The organism is Acidaminococcus sp., assembly GCA_022482815.1.
Lineage (GTDB): Bacteria > Bacillota > Negativicutes > Acidaminococcales > Acidaminococcaceae > Acidaminococcus.
Window position 1 is genome coordinate 2,323,532 of the sequence record JAKVOM010000001.1, and the last position, 17,518, is coordinate 2,341,049.

A 17,518-nucleotide genomic window follows, 5' to 3' on the forward strand; every position below is an offset into this window, starting at 1 on the left:
ACTACGTTAACTACACACGACCGATCATAACAAACCTGCACTCTTTAAGAAAAAGACCCATAAAAACATCGTTACCGATGAAAAAAGTGTCGTAAATACCAGGGCGTTGCCGGCTAATTCTCCATCACTATCCATCTGCTGAGCCATAGCAAAAGAGGCCACAGCGCAGGGAGAAGCCGACATACCGAGCAGCGAAGCCAGCTCTACGGTACGGAAACCCAACAGGACACCTACTCCGATGACAAGAGCCGGTGCCGCAACAAGCCGCGTTACTACACAAAAGACAAGCTCTTTGAATTCCCTTACGGCGCCGCTGAAACTAAAAGAAGCGCCGAGCACAATCAGGGCAATCGGAGTCGTACTGGAAGAGAGCTGAACCATTGTCTTTTCAAGAATGCCGGGCAGCGGCGGGAATAATTTGAGAGCAAAGCCAATGAGGGCGCCGACAATCATCGGATTCCGTATAATTCCCTTTAAAAGCTCTAAGAGATTAAAGCCTTTGTGATTGTCCCGAAATGTCTCCAGAATAAATACTGCCAATATGTTATACAAAGGAATGATAAAGGCCGACAACAGAAATGGGATAGCCAAAGAATCCGGACCATAGATATTCTCCACAATAGGTGCTCCAAGAAGCAGATAATTGCTCCGGTACGAGGCCTGGATCATGGCTCCGCGTTTCCGATTATCCTTGACAAAGGAACACACGACGATAGCTGCCAAACCACATACGGCAAGTACGGAAATCATGGCATACCCAAAAAATTTGGGATTGAAGATTTCACTGATGTTTGACCGGTATACGGCCGTCATAATGGTGGACGGCAGCATCACTTTGAAAATGATTTTATTGAAATCAGCGATGACGGAATCCTCAAATTTTTCGATTTTTTGAAGAAAGTAGCCAATCAGCATGTAAATAACAAGGGGGGTCACCGCTATCAAAGCTACCATAAAGTTATCCATAAAATTCCATCCCCCATGTACACTTTCAATAATAGTAATTTAATCTTAACACAACAGGGGGAAAAAATGAAGGAGGAAAAGGGGGATTAGAGCTGTAGCCGCCGGTGGCGGCTAGGGTTGCCTCCGGCAACCGGCTGTGGCGCTTCGCGCGAAAAGAAAGCTAAGAAGCTGTGGTCGCATGGAAAAAGAAAAAGCGCTTTTAGCATATGGCATATAGCATTTAGCTGCTACTGCAAAAGAAAGATATGGCGTGAGGCGGAGATTTAGAGATTCTATCTTATGTCACAGTGTCCTTCTTTAAAGCCGCCATGCGGATTTAAGGAAGATCCCTACAATGATTTTCTCTGGGTGTACTGAACTTTTGATATTGCTAACCGATACAAAAGAAAAAATTTTAAGGGTCGTCGAGTAGACGGGTCGAGTTGCCTCGCCCGCCCCTCACAGAACCGTACGTGCGGTTTTCCCGCATACGGCTCTTAGAATAATCTTTCAGCACCATATCTGCACTCTTGCACTTGGTGCCTTAATTTCTGTGTCGCAATTTCCATTATGGTAACCTCTTTGTCTTACCTTCTGTTTTGAGACAGAAATCGATTATTCTTTGCCCCCTTCGCTCCGCCTACTTTCATAGGTTTCATCACTACTATGAGGCAATCCGACTACTGACTCAGCTTTTGCCAACCTCCGTACAGTTAAGTATTTAAGTCAGCATACCACTGTCCCTTGGACTGAGTCAGTTCTCCCAGGTACATGAATAGTGTTTGTGTACTCGCCGTGCACTTGGACCCCGATGGAACTCTGTGCAGTTCTCGCCGCAGTTTCCTGCTAACGAACTGTACGCTTCTGCCTGCGACCGGTGATAAGGTATCGGCTTCCATATTACGGTTAACGAGGCTGATTCTGCTTTACGCCTTGCTCATCGCATTTTGGCATTACGGCTCTCACACTCCCTGTCTACGCTTCATGCTCACCTCACGGCTCTGCATGCAAGACTCGGTACCAGCTGCTTGCTAGGCTTTACTGGATTCGGACTTTCACCGAACTATACTATTCACGCCGAACTGGCGCACATCACCCACCGCTTTTCGGAAGGCCCGATACCATCGGACCTTCCTGCGGTCCTCCCTCTTCAATGTTGCGCAGCGACGTCGAAGAGGGTCCCTAAAGAAGTTTGATTTCTGCTAGGATCTCATTAGAGTCGCAGGAAGCACTGACGATAGTCAGGGTTGACGGGTGCGATGGAGGATAGCTTCTTTTCCCCCATCCTATTGCGTACGGCGACAAAAAAAGACTGCCACGAGCGGCAGTCTCTTTTTTACTTATTCAATTATTTGCCGAAGTAACGAGCCAGCAGGCCATCAAATGCACGGCCATGACGAGCTTCGTCTTTAGCCATTTCATGAACGGTATCATGAATAGCATCGTAACCGAGTTTCTTAGCCAGGGTTGTGAGTTCTTTCTTACCAGCGCAAGCGCCCTGTTCAGCAGCAGCTCTCAGTTCCAGGTTTTTCTTGGTGCTCGGGGTTACAACTTCGCCCAGCAGTTCAGCAAACTTGGAAGCGTGTTCTGCTTCTTCATGAGCAGCCTTTTCATAGTACAGGCCAACTTCAGGATAGCCTTCACGGAAAGCTACGCGAGACATAGCCAGGTACATACCAACTTCGGAGCATTCACCGGTGAAGTTTTGACGCAGGCCTTCCAGAACCTTTTCATCTACGCCCTTAGCAACGCCGACAACGTGTTCATCAGCATATACTTTCTTGCCTTCGGTCATTTCGGTGAACTTATCTTTCGGAGCGCCGCATTGCGGGCACTTTTCCGGAGCTTCAGTACCTTCATACACATAACCGCAGACAGAACAAATGAACTTTTTCATTATAAAAGACCTCCCTTGAACTTGCAGGCTTCTTCTTTAAGAACGTTATTAAGAAGAAGTCTTTTTTTATAACTATTTTTGCTTACATCCTTATTATAACAGACATTTTCTAAAATGCAAGAGGAAATTAAGAATTTTTCTTATTTTTTATAAAGATAATCCGGTAGTCGGGTCTACGCCAATGGAGAAGTTGAAACATTCAATGGCTGCGCCGCTGGCACCCTTCCCCAGGTTATCAAATTGGGAGGACACGGTAATGCGTTCTTCATTGCCGCAAATGATGATATTCATGGAGTCTTTGCCGGAAAGCGTATTGGATCCCAGCATTTTCGGCTGTTCATCGTCCATGTTGACGCGGATGAACGGTGTGAGATTATAGGTATCGCGGTAGAGTTCCCGCAGTTCCTTTAAGGAAATGCCCTTCTTATTTTCAAAACCTACGGTCACAAGCATGCCGGAATAATACGGTGCTACAATCGGCAGGAATACGGGCAGCTTATTCAGGCCGGTATATTTTTTGATTTCCGGCAGATGTTTATGTTTCTGTCCCACGGCATAAATACGCGGAGCATCGACTTCCGGATCATGCGGATTTTCATATTCGACAATCATTTTCTTTCCGCCGCCGGAATAACCGGTCAGAGAAGTAATAGTGTACACTTCGTCAGGAGAAATAAGTCCGTTTTTAACAAGCGGCATGAGTACTGCAATGGATCCGCTGGCATGGCAGCCCGGCACGCTGATCCGATGATTCGTCTTTACATTCTTTAAGAAATCCGGTCCCAGTTCCGGGAATCCATAGGCGAAGGAATCATCACAGCGGAATGCAGTGGAGGTATCCAAAATCGTCGTGTCGCAGTCTTTAGCTGCGGCAATCAATTCGCGGGAAGCGGCATCAGGGAGGCACAAAAAAGCTACGTCTGCTTTTTCTACCATTTCCAGACGCGCATCCACACTTTTTCGTTTGTCTTCATCAATATGTAATAGCTCGATATCCTTACGTTCTTTCAGTCTGTCATGCAGGCGGAGCCCGGTCGTTCCTTGTGATCCATCAATAAATACCTTTACCATGTAACACCCCTCATTTCTGTCGTACCTATTAATTGTTATTCGTACGATTACGGTAATTATAACATGTTATTTGGATAAAGTGACGCAGAAATTTGGAAAAATAATTGAAATAAATATAAGCTGTGGCCGCCTGCGGCGGCATAGGTTGCCTCCGGCAACCGGCTGTGGCGCTGAGCGCAGATGGCGTTTTTAGTTTTTGGCATATGGCATTTAGCTACTACTGCGGAAGTGATTAGTGGCTGGTGGTTAGTTAGTACACCCGTGCGGGCAGCTACCTTGGCGGATTCTTGAGGAAGATTGCAATTAATAGCCTTCGGCAGAGTGGGTCGTCGAGTAGACGGGTCGAGTTGCCTCGCCCGCCCCTCACAGAACCGTACGTGCGGTTTTCCCGCATACGGCTCTTAGAATAATCTTTCAGCACCATATCTGCACTCTTGCACTCGGTGCCTTAATTTCTGTGTCGCAATTTCCATTATGGTAACCTCTTTGTCTTACCTTCTGTTTTGAGACAGAAATCGATTATTCTTTGCCCCCTTCGCTCCGCCTACTTTCATAGGTTTCATCACTACTATGAGGCAATCCGACTACTGACTCAGCTTTTGCCAACCTCCGTACAGTTAAGTATTTAAGTCAGCATACCACTGTCCCTTGGACTGAGTCAGTTCTCCCAGGTACATGAATAGTGTTTGTGTACTCGCCGTGCACTTGGACCCCGATGGAACTCTGTGCAGTTCTCGCCGCAGTTTCCTGCTAACGAACTGTACGCTTCTGCCTGCGACCGGTGATAAGGTATCGGCTTCCATATTACGGTTAACGAGGCTGATTCTGCTTTACGCCTTGCTCATCGCATTTTGGCATTACGGCTCTCACACTCCCTGTCTACGCTTCATGCTCACCTCACGGCTCTGCATGCAAGACTCGGTACCAGCTGCTTGCTAGGCTTTACTGGATTCGGACTTTCACCGAACTATACTATTCACGCCGAACTGGCGCACTTCACCCACCGCTTTCCGGAAGTCCCGATAACATCGGGCCTTCCTGCGGTTCTCCCTCTTCAATGTCGCATAGCGACGTCGAAGAGGGTCACTACTGCCCCGATTGGGGTGTTAGTGTGGATTTAACAGCGTTTCTATCGTACCAATTCCTGTTGTCCTACTGACCACCCACCGCAAGCGGTCCCCCTAACATACTTTCCTCCACCGCAAAGCGGTCCGCTCTCCTTCCTACAGACGGAGGTGGCAGAGGAATTCCAAACCTTACGGTTTGGCTTAACTAAGGCGACGTCGAAGAGGGTCACTAATGTGCTAAATTGCGTTTGGGTTTGTATTTTACAACGTCTTCGTCAGACCAATTCCTGATATCGTACTGAACACCCACAGCAAGAGGGCTGTTGCTTTGATTTTACATTGGATTCTTTCAAGGCAAAATTGCTTCAGCTATTTTGCTTCCACGGGCGACCTGCGGCCAGCGACCCGCGACCTGCGAAAAAAGGGACCGAGAAAAATGAAATCTCATTTTTCTCAGTCCCTTTTTTAGATTTCTTATGCTCTCTTCTTTCTGCCTTTCAGTGCAAGCCACATGGGGCCGGCGAGGAAGGTGGAGGTATAAAAACCACTGGAGAAACCGACAAACATTGCAAAGGCAAATGTCTTGATGGTTTCGCCGCCAAAGAGCAGGATGGCAACCACGGCAAACAGGGTCGTTACTGTCGTGTAGATGGAACGGGTCATGGTCTGCCAGATACTGTTATCGACCATATCGCCCATGCTTTCGCTGCGGCGATGGGTATGCAGGTTTTCACGGATACGGTCAAAAATAACAATCGTGCCGTTGATGGAATAACCTACTACGGTAAGCAGTGCTGCTACGAAGGAGGAATCCATTTCCAGATGCAGCAGTGAGAACCAGCTCAGTGTTACCATGACGTCGATGATCAGGGCGATGATAGCGGCAAAAGCAAAGTTGTGCTCAAACCGGATCGTGATGTAAATGATCATGAGTACCCAGCTCAAGGCAACGGCTCCGATAGCCTGCTTTACAAGGTCTTTACCAACGGTAGCGCCGACGTTTTCCACGCGGAGCACCTGATTGGCTCCCAGACGCTGAGTCATATCATTCATGGTTTCAACGCGCTGATCGTCGGTGATAAGTCCCGTACGAATCAGGACGGACTGGCTTTCCTGCACCTGATTACCGTCCGTACCGCCCAGTTGAATGATGCTGTTGCCCAGCTTATGGTCACTTAAGACATCACGTACCTGGGAAACGGTCACGGGGTTATCAAATTTCAAGTCGATGATACTGCCGCCCGTGAAATCGATACCGAGGTTAAAGCCGCGGAAAATCATGGAGCAGATACCGATCAGCAGGAAAATTGCTGAAATGGAAAGGAAGATTTTGGCGTGCTTTACAATAGAAAAGTGCTTCATTTTGCCGCCTCCTCTTTCTTTTCAGAGTGGTTCGCTCCGTAGAGGAACGGATTCTTCGTAAACTGACTGCCGATGAGGGCATTCAGAATAAATCTCGTAACCGTAATGGCAGTGAACATACTGATCAGCGTACCAAGTGCCAGCGTCACGGCAAAACCGCGGACAGGGCCTGTTCCCAGATAGAACAGGACAGCGGCTGCCATCAAGGTCGTTACGTTGGAGTCAAGGATGGTTACAAAAGCGCGGGAGAAGCCGGCATTGACAGAAGCCCGCAGGGTCTTTCCCGTCTTGATTTCTTCCTTGAAGCGTTCAAAAATAAGTACGTTTGCATCGACGGCCATACCAATGGACAGGATAATACCGGCGATACCCGGCAGAGTCAGGGTCGCATTGAGCCCCCTCATCACTCCCATCAGAAGCAGCGTGTAAAGGAGCAGCACAATATCTGCCACAAGACCGGACAAACGGTAGAACACAAGCATAAAGATAAAGACACCGGCAAGGCCGATGGCAAAGGCCTTGACACTCTTATCCTTGGAGTCCTGACCGAGGGTCGGTCCCACCGTACGGTTTTCGACAACTTCGAGTTTAACCGGCAGGGAACCGCTGCGCAGCAGGATAGCCAGATGTTCGGCTTCCTTGGCATCGCGGGAACCGGTAATCTGTGCGTTGCCGCCCGTAATCGGTTCGCTGACACGCGGTGCGGTAAGCACTTCACCATCAAGCAGGATGGCAATCTGATTACCTACGTTAGCGGCAGTAAGGTCAGCAAATTTCTTAGCGCCTTCATCGTTAAACTGAAGGGTTACAACCGGACGGCCGCCCTGATCGACACTGGCCTTGGAGTCTTTCAAATCCTTACCGGTCAGTACCGTCTTGCCGTTCATATCTTTAAATTCAAGCAGTGCCGTACGTCCCAACATAGCAATGGCTTGTTCCGGATCTTTGACACCAGGCAGTTCCACAATGATACGGTCCCTGCCCTGACGCTGAATAACCGGTTCGGTCAGGCCGAGTTCGTTGACACGGCGTTCAATGATGCTGATGGAACGATTCATGGCATCGTCGTCCACTTTGGCATCCGGCGTATCCTGGGCCTGCAGTACGACGTGGGTACCGCCCTGCAGGTCAAGGCCTTGCTTTACAGAGTAAGCAAGCGGTTTGATGAATGCCACAAAGCAGATGATAATCGCCAGCACGGAAACCAGCAGCTTGATGCGACAATTTCTCTGCAAAATAAATTTCCTCCTCGGGAGAAACCAGCGTATCCGGTTCTCCTAGTTATTTACATACTCTCAGTGCTTTTTCCGTCACGAGATAACGGATCTTCACATCATGCGGATTCATGGGCAGTTCATCCACAAGCATGACTTCGTTAGCTACCCCCATGGGAACCCCTTTGGTGCACTTGGGCAGGAAACGGTCATAGAATCCTTTGCCCTTGCCCAGCCGGTCACCGTGTTCGGTGAAGCAGGCACCCGGCACCAGAATCAAATCAATGTCTTCCGGGGGAATCACTTCATAAGGTTTGTTCGGCGTACGAATGCCATAACAGTCACGCCCAAGTTTTTTGAGTGAAGTCAGACGAACAGCCTGCATGATTCCGTTTTTGTCAAGAATCATGGGCACACAGACTGTCTTTCCCATGGAAAGGGCCGTCTGCAAGGAGGCGTCAATATTGACTTCGCCCGGCTCGGCGAGGTAACCCATAATGACCTTGCCTTCCAGAAAAAGCCGGCTGACAGAAATATGACTGTTGATTTCGCGGTTAAATTTATTGATTTCCCGCTGATTCAGCTTACTGCGTTTTTCCTTGATTTCCTTGCGGAGAGTCCGCTTATCCATTTATTTTTGCGCCTCTGTTTCTTCAGCAGGTTTTTCGGCAGGAGCTTCTTCCTTGGTTTCTTCCTTAGCTTCAGCCTTGGTCTCTGCTGCTTCTTCCTTAGTTTCTTCCTTTGCGGAGTTGTCCTTCTTGTCTTCTTTCTTGTCTTCTTTCTTGTCTTCTGCCTTGGCATTTGCCTTTTCAAAAGCTGTGGTCAGGACAGAACCAACGGCGCTCTTACGAATGCGGATTTCTACGCCTTCCGCGATTTTGATACGGACGCGGTCATCCATTACTTTCGTGATTTCGCCGTAGATACCTCCGATGGTTACGATACGGTTCCCTACTTTCAGGGATTCCAAGAGTTCCATACGCTTCTTCTGATCTCTCTTCTGCGGACGATAAATCAGCAGGTAGAAGATTGCAGCCATCAGAATGAAGGGCCAAGCCAGTTGTACAAGATTTTGCATGTTTTACGACCTCCTTGAAGAGTAAACATAATTATCTAAGAACGTTTTCCGGAATTCCGGGAACGTATCATTAGCAATAGCAGTACGCATGTCCTCTGCAAATTTTAACAGAAAATGAAGATTATGTATAGACAAGAGCCTCATTCCCAGAAGTTCTTCCGACTTAAAGAGGTGGCGGATGTACGCTCTGGAAAAGTGACGGCAGGTGTAGCAGTTACAGTTTTCGTCGATAGGACGGAAGTCTTCCGTGTATTCCTGGTTCTTGATGACGAGGCGTCCCGTGCGCAGCATAGCCGTGCCGTTTCTGGCGACGCGCGTCGGATACACACAGTCAAACATATCGACTCCGAGATTCACGGCTTCGACGAGGCAGTCCGGCGTGCCGACTCCCATGAGGTAACGGACTTTGTCTTTTGGCAGCCACTGTGTGGTCTTACCAAGGATATCATACATCAGCTCATGAGGTTCACCGACGCTGAGGCCGCCGATGGCCATACCGGCAAAGTCGAGCTGCGTCAGGGCATCGGCGCTGTATTTACGCAGTTCCGGATACATACCGCCCTGCACGATACCGAAAAGACCCTGATCATCCCGCGTCTTAGCGGCAAGGCAGCGTTTTGCCCAGCGCGTCGTACGCTCTGTGGACTTTTTAGCATAATCAAACTCGGCAGGATACGGAATGCATTCATCAAAGGCCATGATGATGTCCGCGCCGATATCTTCCTGTGCTTTCATGGACACTTCCGGACTGAGGAACTGTCTGGAGCCATCGATATAGGAGCGGAACATGACGCCTTCTTCGGTAATCTTCCGGATGGCGCCAAGGCTGAAGACCTGGAACCCGCCGCTGTCGGTCAGCATACCGCGTTTGTAGTTCATGAATTTATGGACACCGCCGGCTTTGCGGATCAGTTCCGTACCGGGACGCAGGAACAAATGGTATGTATTAGCCAGAATGACTTGTGCTTTCATGGCGTAGAGTTCTTCCGGAGTCAAGGTCTTGACGGTAGCCTGCGTGCCTACCGGCATGAACATGGGCGTATCAAACGTCCCATGCGGCGTGTGAAGTTTACCCAGACGGGCGCCGGAACGGGGATCTTCCTTAATGAGTTCAAAATATACGGAATGCATTAGGTCTCCTTATTTGTCTTTGATAAACATGGCATCACCGAAACTGAAGAAGCGGTACTTCTGCTCGACTGCCACTTTGTAGGCATGCAGAATATTTTCCCGTGTCGAAAGGGCGGAAACCAGCATGATGAGCGTACTCTGAGGCAGATGGAAATTCGTAATCAGGGCATCTACAAAGTGGAACTTGAAGCCCGGATAAATGAAGATCTGGGTCCAGTTGCCGCCTGCTTTCATCTCGCCGCTGGCACCGGCTGATTCAAGGGTACGCACGGATGTGGTACCTACCGCAATGATGCGGCGGCCTTCGCGTTTGGCTTTATTGAGGGCATCCGCTGCTTTCTGGGATACCGTATAGAATTCGCTGTGCATCTTGTGGTCTTCAATCCGCGATTCACTGACCGGGCGGAAAGTGCCCAGGCCGACGTGGAGCGTAATAAAGACTTCTTCGACGCCCATGTCTTTGATTTTCTGCATCAATTCTTTGGTAAAATGCAGGCCGGCCGTCGGTGCCGCAGCACTGCCGCGCTCCCGGTTATACACGGTCTGATAACGTTCACTGTCTTTAAGTTTCTCGTGAATATACGGAGGAAGCGGCGTTTCACCGAGGCGGTCCAGAATTTCTTCAAAGACACCGTCAAAATGGAACCGGGCAATGCGGCCTCCGAAATCAGTCTTGCTCAAAATGGTGCAGCTCAGTTCATCACTGAACTTGATTTCGGCGCCTTCCTGCAGCTTCTTGCCCGGACGAACGAGGACTTCCCAATCCGTATTGTTCTTGCGGGTCAGAAGGAACACTTCACAATGAGCACCGGTCGTCTTAAAACCATGCAGACGGGCCGGGATAACACGCGTATCATTAAAGACAAGTACGTCGCCGGGTTTCAGATATTCCGGAAGGTCATAAAAATGACGGTGTTCCAGCTCTCCCGTGACCTTGTTCATTACCAGAAGGCGGGAAGCATCCCGCGGCTCAATCGGGGTCTGCGCGATCAGTTCTTTCGGCAGATCATAATCAAAATCAGTTACATCCATGTTATCTATATACTCCTCTTAACGAGTTAATTGTACCGTCCTGTCAACTTCAAAAAAAGGTACGGATTGCGTTCGACATTTCATCAATAGACTTTATCTATGTCTATTCCCTTGTAGTAGTGCTTCAGGATGGTCTTGTAATAATCCTTTTTCCGGCGGGCGTTCTTGGACACGGCCATACCGCGGGCACCCCACTGACTCAGGCCAACACCATGGCCCCAGCCGCCGCCCAGGAAGAAGACTTTCTCCCCTTTGACGTCGGAAAACAGATGAAGATCACCGACAGCGTTCTTACGTTTCTTTTTATTCTTGCTGATTTCAATCTTTTTGTCACCGACCTGGTACCCGTAGGAATTCGTAATCGGCACGTCAATTTCATCGGGTTCTTCCACGCCGATATACACATCAAAGAGGGTACTGTTGAGGCCCAGCAAATTACGAAGTTTGTTGCCTGTTAAGGTCACGCTTCCCTTGGACCCGCGGAAAACGATTTTCTTCACGCGTCCCGAAGTGCCGCGGTCAGGAGACCACTTCATAGGAGGCTTTTTCAGTGCGGAAACGCGGATACCCTTCAAGCTGCCCACCTGGTAGCCGGCCTGGCTCAGGAGGCGTTCAAGCTGAACCTTGGTCATGGTCTTGGTCCAGCTGTAGTTCGGTGCATCCTGATCATAATCCTGTACAGCTCTGAGGTAGGGAATATCTTTGCCCCATACTTCACTGGCGGATTCCGTATAACCGCCGCTGCTGCTGTGGAAGAAGGCCTGGATAGGCTCTCCGTCATAGGTCGCAATGATGCCGCGCGTAGCGTCTACAAACTTTGACGTATTGGCGTGTTCGGCCTCTATGCCTCCGTACACCTGTCCCATATCATTGGCTTTGATGTCATAGTATTTATCCTGAGGATGCGTCATATGGTACATCGCAAAGGAACGAGCAGCCACAGCCTGTGCCTTAATGGCTTCATCCGGCCAGAGCGGCATGACTTCCTTAGCTACGACACCATACAGATAGTGATCCAGTGACAGCGAATTGATGACGGTGAGGTTCTTGCCGTTATCATTCAGGACAGCTGTCAGAGCGCCCCGGTATTTCCGGCGGTTCACGGTAACCGGTTTCTTGCTGTCAGAAGCCACAATAGACACGCGGTTTCCTTTTATTTTTTTGGAATCCGCATAGAGATTTCCTTTTTTGACGCTGATAAAATGCCGCCTCGAAGGCAGCACATAATTTTTCCCGGCGCTGTCAATCAGTTTGATTTTGCCTTTGGATTCCACTTCGGCAGAAAACTGATTGACAACAAGGCCGACACGAATCTTGGGACCCGAGCCGGAAGCAAAGACAATCTGTCCGATGCAGACCAGCAGCAGACAGAGGAATAAGATAGCCTTTTTTCTCATCATTTAACCCTCGCGAACTTGCGCAGACCCCTCGTCACGACTCTGTTCCCCTTCCGGAATCGTGTGATGCTTTTTCTTACGTTTTTCAAAACGGTCCCGTTCACTGAAGATACAGCCGCAGTAAGGCTGGCGGTACATCCCCAGTTCCAGGCTGATGTCAACGCCTTCCTGATATCCTTTGCGGAAATCTTCATAAAAGAACGGAATCTGATATTTTTCTGCCATGGCTTCGGCGGTTTCCCGAATCATCCCGTGCTTTTGGTAAGGACTTACAAGGAGCGTCGAAGAAAAGGCATCGAAGCCGTGCTCTTTGGCGTATTTCGCAGTCTGTTCCAGACGGACGCGGTAGCAATATGCACAGCGGACAACCGGTTCGCTCAGCATTCCCTGCAGTGTTTCTTCAAGAGGATAGCTCTTATCGATGACAAGTTTATACCGCCTCAGCTGACAGTAATCCATCAGCGTATTGAGTCTCCGCTTAAATTCCCGGTAAGGATGGATATTGGGATTGAAGAAATAAAGCGTGAAATCCTTTCCCTGCTCCGTCAGCCATTTGGTTGGAAAAATCGAACAAGGACCGCAGCAAACGTGCAATAAGATATTCATAATCGGTTTACGTCCTTTTACTGCCCATTATAAGGCACACCGAGATAGGTATATGCTTTCGGCGTTGCCTGGCGGCCTTTCGGGGTCCGCTGCAGCAGACCGAGCTGCATCAAATAGGGCTCGTACACGTCTTCCAGCGTCTCGGCTTCTTCATTCAGGGAAGCTGCCAGCGTTTCGACGCCGACAGGACGGCCACCAAAGTCGCGGACCAGTTTTGTCAGGAGACGGCGGTCATTGCGGTCCAGCCCCAGGTCATCGATTTCAAGACGTTCCATTGTCTGCCGGCAAATGTCCAGGCTGATATGGTCGAGCCCGGCCACTTCGGCAAAGTCGCGGACACGTTTTAGCAGACGATTCGCTACACGAGGCGTACCCCGGCTTCTGCGGCCGATTTCAAGGGCACCCTGCGGGTCAATTTTGACCTTCAGGATTTCCGCGGCCCGTTCCACAATGATCTGCAGTTCTTCCGGTGTATAAAACTCCAGGTGACAGATTACACCAAAACGGTCCCGCAGCGGAGCCGCGATGGAGCCCATACGGGTCGTAGCCCCAATCAAGGTAAATTTGGGAAGGTCAAGGCGCACGCTGCGCGCTGCCGGCCCTTTCCCGATAATGATATCGAGTGCATAATCTTCCATGGCCGAATACAGGATTTCTTCGACAGTTTTCGGAAGACGATGAATTTCATCAATAAACAGTACTTCGCTTTCACTGAGGTTCGTCAGGATGGCCGCCAGATCTCCCTGGCGCTCCAGAGCCGGGCCACTCGTGATGCGAATGTTGACATTCAGTTCGTTAGCGATAATATTGGCCAGCGTCGTCTTGCCCAGTCCGGGAGGCCCGTACAAAAGTACGTGATCCAAGGCTTCCCGCCGCTTCAGGGCGGCCTGGATAAAGACACTCATGTTCTTTTTGACTTTTTCCTGACCGATATACTCACTCAGCCGGCGCGGGCGGAGACTGTACTGCCAGCCGTCCTGTGCCTGCTCACCGCCGGCAATGACGCGTTGATCTTCGTCCATTAGTTCCTCCTAGCCATCATCTGCAGTGCTTTCTTGATGAGTTCTTCCGCCGTCATGTTCTCCGTAATTTTCATGCGATTCATGACTGTGGAAATTTCATTTTGCGTATATCCCAGGGAAGCCAGGGCTTCCATAGCTTCTCCCATCGGGGAATTGTCAGACGGCACAAAATCAAGGCCATCGTCCCCTCCTGCCGCGCTGGTTTCAGGACCGACAAGATTCTTGAGCTCAAGGAGCATCCGTTCGGCCGTTTTCTTGCCAATGCCGGGAAGTTTCGTCAGATACTTGATATCCCGGTTCCTGATGGCCATAAAGAAGGCATCGGGCTTTGCAGCGGAAAGCACATTGAGCGCCACTTTGGGGCCGATTCCGCTTACCGTGATGAGTTTGGTAAACAGGGAATATACATCGTACGACAGAAATCCGTACAGCTGCAGTGCATCTTCACGTACGGACAAATAAGTATAGATTTTGATTTTCTGGTCGAGGACCATGCGGCCCAGGTCTGACGCATTCATAAAGATGCGGTAGCCGACGCCCTGCGCTTCCACAAGGCAGAAATTAGAGCCGATATGGTCGACGCGCCCGTTGATAAATCCAATCATTTGTACAACCTCTCCCGCAATTCACTTTCCCGGATAAAATTCAGACCAGTTATGGCAATGGCCAGCGCATCGGCCACATCATCAGGTTTCGGTTCTTCCTTCAGATGAAGCAGTTTAGTGACCATATAAGTGACTTGTTTTTTATCGGCCCGTCCCGTACCCGTAATTGCCTGTTTGATCTGAATCGGTGTGTATTCATAAACGGGAAGGTTTGCCATGGCTGCCGAGAGCAAGATGACCCCGCGGGCCTGCCCTACGGCGATAGCGGTCGTTACATTCCGGTTAAAAAACAGTTTTTCAACGGTCATGAAATCCGGTTTGTAGTTTTTGATGAGATCAGAGAGTTCGAGATAAATCTTTTGCAGCCGTCTTTCCGGCAATTCATCCTTATCCGTAAAAACAGCGCCGTAATGAATGGGAATCAGCCGGCTCCGTTCCATTTGGACAAGGCCGTACCCACAGATGGCTGTTCCCGGGTCAATGCCCAATGCCAGCATAAGTTCCTCCAAAAGAAAAGCGGCCATCAGAGGAAATACCCCCATCAGGCCGGCCGTAATACAATTTTACTCTTCGTCCGGCAGGTCAGCGTTCGTATAAACGTCCTGCACGTCGTCCAGTTCATCGAAGTTATCGATCATCTTCTGTACTTTTTCAGCATCTTCACCCGTCACGGCAATGGTGTTGTCAGGAATCAGGGATAATTCACTCATGGCGACCTCAATATGATGGTCAGCCAGCGCTTTTTCCACTGCATCATAATCTTCCGGAGAAGTGGTGATGACGTACGTATCATCCGTTGTTTCCATATCTTCGGCACCGGCATCCAGTGCGATTTCCATGACTTCGTCCTCGGCAGGAGCGCCTTCCTTTTCAATCGTGAAAATACCTTTATTCTTGAACATCCAGCTTACGCAGCCGGATTCGCCCATGTTGCCGCCCTTGGAAAAGACGTGACGAATATCTGCAGCCGTACGATTGCGGTTGTCAGTCAGTGCTGTAATCATCATAGCAACGCCGGCAGGACCATAACCTTCGTACGTAATGGATTCATAGTTAGAGCCTTCAGTAGCACCTTCACCCTTGGCAATAGCCCGTTTGATATTGTCTTTGGGGATATTGTTGGCTTTAGCCTTGGAAAGGGCCAGTTTCAATCTCATATTCCCAGTAGGATCAGGGCCACCCATACGAACAGCGATCGTAATTTCACGACCGATTTTCGTGTTGATTTTTCCGCGCAAAGCATCTGCCTTGCCCTTTTTGAACTTAATATTTGCCCACTTGGAGTGTCCTGACATTTACGATTCCTCCCAAAATTAAGACTACCGAGTTATTTTACCACAATGTAATTATTTGCGCAAATACACGCGCTCCATGTCGACGTGCTTGACTTCGTTCTGTGCGAAATCGTTGTCGCCGGCACACTGCATTCTCGTGGTCCCGGCAAAACGTTTCAACAGCACGCGGGTGAGGCCCGGTTCCGTCAATGCACCCGGTCCGTTCAGGCAGCCCTTCACGCAGGCCATGCCTTCAAGATACTGGATATCGAGTTTGCCGTCCTGGAAGTCCTTGAGGGCACCAAGGCATTCTTCAAGGCCATTGCAGTATTTTGCTTTCGGCGTAATATTATAGAACTTTTCGGTGTAATCCTTGACAGCCGTGCTGACGCCCTGAGCCTGCGGGAAGCTGCAGCCGTCGGCAGAAGAATCCGGTTTGAAATCATCCGATTCGCAGTCCGCAGGATTGATTCCCTGGCTGTCCATCATGCATTTTAATTCTTCGAAGGTCAGGGAATAATCGATTTCATCCGGATGTTCACGGGCTTCTACCTTCTTGGCAATGCACGGCCCGATAAATACGGTAACGGCAGTCGGATCATTATGTTTCACGGCTTTACTGCGGGCCACCATCGGGGAAACGGTATCGGAAATGCAGTCAGCCAGTGCCGGAGCATGACGTTTTACCGTAGCCACGAAAGCTGGGCAGCAGGAACTCGTGAGGAGCTTCTGGTCTCCGTTTACTACTTTTTCAACAAATTCATTGCCTTCGGAAATAACCGTCATATCAGCGCCGACAGCAACTTCCTTGACCTGGGTAAAGCCCAGTTTCTTGCAGGCCGTCTTGATCTGGCCCGGTGTTACTTTGAGGCCGAACTGGCCGACAAAGGAAGGTGCCAGGAGTGCATAGACGTTTCTCTTCTTTGCTTTGAGTTCCTGAATCAGCTGCACTACATGGCTGCGTTCTTCGATAGCGCCGAATGGGCAGGCACCACGGCAGGCGCCGCATTCCACGCAGATGCTCTTATCGATTTCAGCTTTTCTGTGTTTACCCATGTGCAGTGCGTGCACTTTGCAGGCTTTTTCACAGGGACGGGCGATTTCCACGACAGCGCCGTACGGACAGCCGCGGTAGCAGTTACCGCATTCAATGCAGAGATCATAATCGATATGAGCGCGGCCCTGATACACAGAAATTGCTTTCTTCTGGCAGCCGTTCATGCAGCGGTGCGTCAGGCAGCGGCGGCACACATCGGTAATCATATATTTATTGACAGGGCAGGCGGAGCAAGCTTCCGGCAGTACAGCAATGACATGCTGGGTACGGTCAACCGGTTCAGAAACAGCCTTTTTAGCAGCCTCTACGATATTCATATTGGTATCTGTTCCGAGAGCCACATCGATTCTCTGTTTCAGGACAGCCCGTTCCTTATGGACGCAGCAGCGCAAACGAGGCGTGTCTTCACTTACAATCTGCAAAATGTCATAGACGTGTTCAGGTAAGTTTCCATCGTAAGCCATCTTGCAAAGCATCGTGACAACTTTCCGTCTGATTTTCGTAATTTCGGTGACTTCCATTTTACTTCCCTTTCTGAATTTGATTTATCGGTCATAATGATATCATAAATCCATGGAAAAAATAAGAGAAAAAGTCCCAATTTAGGACTTTTTTGATAAAAATTTTACATTTTCATTAGAATATCCTTATGCCCGTTTCATAAAACTCCACTACACACGCACAATAACGTTTCCTCCACTTTTGTTTAAAAGGAGGACTTTTAAGCCGCTATGATTATATCATGGATAGGAATAGAAGA

The 17,518-nt window shown here is 49.4% G+C and carries 16 protein-coding genes; all 16 read right to left on the reverse strand.

The genetic code is table 11. The annotated features are described in order from the left end of the window. Nucleotides 1–24: 24 nt before the first annotated feature. The 16 genes from LKE33_10015 to LKE33_10090 all read right to left on the reverse strand — a co-directional run bounded on the left by LKE33_10015 (nucleotide 25) and on the right by LKE33_10090 (nucleotide 17,279). On the reverse strand, nucleotides 25–966 hold the full coding sequence (locus LKE33_10015; protein MCH3951253.1) for an AEC family transporter: 942 nt from the start codon (nucleotides 964–966) through the stop codon (nucleotides 25–27). 1,327 nt (nucleotides 967–2,293) lie between these two features. Continuing rightward, nucleotides 2,294–2,842 (reverse strand): NADH peroxidase, encoded by a 549-nt coding sequence (locus LKE33_10020; protein ID MCH3951254.1) that lies wholly within the window; start codon nucleotides 2,840–2,842, stop codon nucleotides 2,294–2,296. A 147-nt stretch (nucleotides 2,843–2,989) separates the two neighbouring features. Then, nucleotides 2,990–3,913 carry an N-acetyl-gamma-glutamyl-phosphate reductase gene (gene argC, locus LKE33_10025; GenBank protein ID MCH3951255.1) on the reverse strand — a complete coding sequence of 308 codons (924 nt, stop codon included), beginning with the start codon at nucleotides 3,911–3,913 and terminating at the stop codon, nucleotides 2,990–2,992. A gap of 1,541 nt (nucleotides 3,914–5,454) precedes the next feature. Then, nucleotides 5,455–6,342, reverse strand: coding sequence for a protein translocase subunit SecF (gene secF / locus LKE33_10030; GenBank protein ID MCH3951256.1), 888 nt, complete (start codon nucleotides 6,340–6,342; stop codon nucleotides 5,455–5,457). Continuing rightward, the gene (secD, locus tag LKE33_10035; protein MCH3951257.1) at nucleotides 6,339–7,577 is read right to left on the reverse strand and encodes a protein translocase subunit SecD; all 1,239 of its coding nucleotides are present in this window, start codon (nucleotides 7,575–7,577) and stop codon (nucleotides 6,339–6,341) included. Before secD ends, secF begins: the two co-directional genes overlap by 4 nt. A 46-nt stretch (nucleotides 7,578–7,623) precedes the next feature. Continuing rightward, nucleotides 7,624–8,187 carry a 5-formyltetrahydrofolate cyclo-ligase gene (locus LKE33_10040; GenBank protein ID MCH3951258.1) on the reverse strand — a complete coding sequence of 188 codons (564 nt, stop codon included), beginning with the start codon at nucleotides 8,185–8,187 and terminating at the stop codon, nucleotides 7,624–7,626. After that, entirely contained in the window at nucleotides 8,188–8,634 is a 447-nt protein-coding gene (gene yajC / locus LKE33_10045) for a preprotein translocase subunit YajC (GenBank protein MCH3951259.1), read from the reverse strand. A 3-nt stretch (nucleotides 8,635–8,637) separates the two neighbouring features. Beyond that, nucleotides 8,638–9,765 (reverse strand): tRNA guanosine(34) transglycosylase Tgt, encoded by a 1,128-nt coding sequence (tgt, locus tag LKE33_10050; GenBank protein ID MCH3951260.1) that lies wholly within the window; start codon nucleotides 9,763–9,765, stop codon nucleotides 8,638–8,640. A 9-nt stretch (nucleotides 9,766–9,774) separates the two neighbouring features. After that, complete coding sequence (gene queA / locus LKE33_10055) at nucleotides 9,775–10,797, reverse strand: tRNA preQ1(34) S-adenosylmethionine ribosyltransferase-isomerase QueA (GenBank protein ID MCH3951261.1); 1,023 nt, start codon at nucleotides 10,795–10,797, stop codon at nucleotides 9,775–9,777. A gap of 83 nt (nucleotides 10,798–10,880) precedes the next feature. Continuing rightward, entirely contained in the window at nucleotides 10,881–12,197 is a 1,317-nt protein-coding gene (locus LKE33_10060) for a SpoIID/LytB domain-containing protein (protein ID MCH3951262.1), read from the reverse strand. Then, nucleotides 12,198–12,800: an epoxyqueuosine reductase QueH gene (locus tag LKE33_10065; protein MCH3951263.1), complete on the reverse strand. Its 603-nt coding sequence runs from the start codon at nucleotides 12,798–12,800 to the stop codon at nucleotides 12,198–12,200. It abuts the gene before it with no gap. A 17-nt stretch (nucleotides 12,801–12,817) separates the two neighbouring features. Continuing rightward, the gene (ruvB, locus tag LKE33_10070; protein MCH3951264.1) at nucleotides 12,818–13,822 is read right to left on the reverse strand and encodes a Holliday junction branch migration DNA helicase RuvB; all 1,005 of its coding nucleotides are present in this window, start codon (nucleotides 13,820–13,822) and stop codon (nucleotides 12,818–12,820) included. After that, on the reverse strand, nucleotides 13,822–14,427 hold the full coding sequence (gene ruvA, locus LKE33_10075) for a Holliday junction branch migration protein RuvA (GenBank protein MCH3951265.1): 606 nt from the start codon (nucleotides 14,425–14,427) through the stop codon (nucleotides 13,822–13,824). The genes ruvB and ruvA overlap by 1 nt, the downstream gene beginning before the upstream one ends. Further along, a complete protein-coding gene (ruvC, locus tag LKE33_10080) occupies nucleotides 14,424–14,924 on the reverse strand; it encodes a crossover junction endodeoxyribonuclease RuvC (protein ID MCH3951266.1) in 501 nt (166 codons plus the stop codon). The genes ruvA and ruvC overlap by 4 nt, the downstream gene beginning before the upstream one ends. A gap of 66 nt (nucleotides 14,925–14,990) precedes the next feature. After that, on the reverse strand, nucleotides 14,991–15,722 hold the full coding sequence (locus tag LKE33_10085; protein MCH3951267.1) for a YebC/PmpR family DNA-binding transcriptional regulator: 732 nt from the start codon (nucleotides 15,720–15,722) through the stop codon (nucleotides 14,991–14,993). A gap of 51 nt (nucleotides 15,723–15,773) precedes the next feature. Then, on the reverse strand, nucleotides 15,774–17,279 hold the full coding sequence (locus tag LKE33_10090; protein ID MCH3951268.1) for a 4Fe-4S dicluster domain-containing protein: 1,506 nt from the start codon (nucleotides 17,277–17,279) through the stop codon (nucleotides 15,774–15,776). Between the last annotated feature and the right edge of the window lie 239 nt (nucleotides 17,280–17,518).

Bases quoted from the DNA above. Each gene is read 5' to 3' on its own strand.
- LKE33_10015 (MCH3951253.1), bottom strand. From the start codon at position 966: ATGGATAACTTTATGGTAGCTTTGATAGCGGTGACCCCCCTTGTTATT.
- LKE33_10020 (MCH3951254.1), bottom strand. From the start codon at position 2,842: ATGAAAAAGTTCATTTGTTCTGTCTGCGGTTATGTGTATGAAGGTACT.
- argC (MCH3951255.1), bottom strand. From the start codon at position 3,913: ATGGTAAAGGTATTTATTGATGGATCACAAGGAACGACCGGGCTCCGC.
- secF (MCH3951256.1), bottom strand. From the start codon at position 6,342: ATGAAGCACTTTTCTATTGTAAAGCACGCCAAAATCTTCCTTTCCATT.
- LKE33_10040 (MCH3951258.1), bottom strand. From the start codon at position 8,187: ATGGATAAGCGGACTCTCCGCAAGGAAATCAAGGAAAAACGCAGTAAG.
- yajC (MCH3951259.1), bottom strand. From the start codon at position 8,634: ATGCAAAATCTTGTACAACTGGCTTGGCCCTTCATTCTGATGGCTGCA.
- tgt (MCH3951260.1), bottom strand. From the start codon at position 9,765: ATGCATTCCGTATATTTTGAACTCATTAAGGAAGATCCCCGTTCCGGC.
- queA (MCH3951261.1), bottom strand. From the start codon at position 10,797: ATGGATGTAACTGATTTTGATTATGATCTGCCGAAAGAACTGATCGCG.
- LKE33_10060 (MCH3951262.1), bottom strand. From the start codon at position 12,197: ATGATGAGAAAAAAGGCTATCTTATTCCTCTGTCTGCTGCTGGTCTGC.
- LKE33_10065 (MCH3951263.1), bottom strand. From the start codon at position 12,800: ATGAATATCTTATTGCACGTTTGCTGCGGTCCTTGTTCGATTTTTCCA.
- ruvB (MCH3951264.1), bottom strand. From the start codon at position 13,822: ATGGACGAAGATCAACGCGTCATTGCCGGCGGTGAGCAGGCACAGGAC.
- ruvA (MCH3951265.1), bottom strand. From the start codon at position 14,427: ATGATTGGATTTATCAACGGGCGCGTCGACCATATCGGCTCTAATTTC.
- ruvC (MCH3951266.1), bottom strand. From the start codon at position 14,924: ATGCTGGCATTGGGCATTGACCCGGGAACAGCCATCTGTGGGTACGGC.
- LKE33_10085 (MCH3951267.1), bottom strand. From the start codon at position 15,722: ATGTCAGGACACTCCAAGTGGGCAAATATTAAGTTCAAAAAGGGCAAG.
- LKE33_10090 (MCH3951268.1), bottom strand. From the start codon at position 17,279: ATGGAAGTCACCGAAATTACGAAAATCAGACGGAAAGTTGTCACGATG.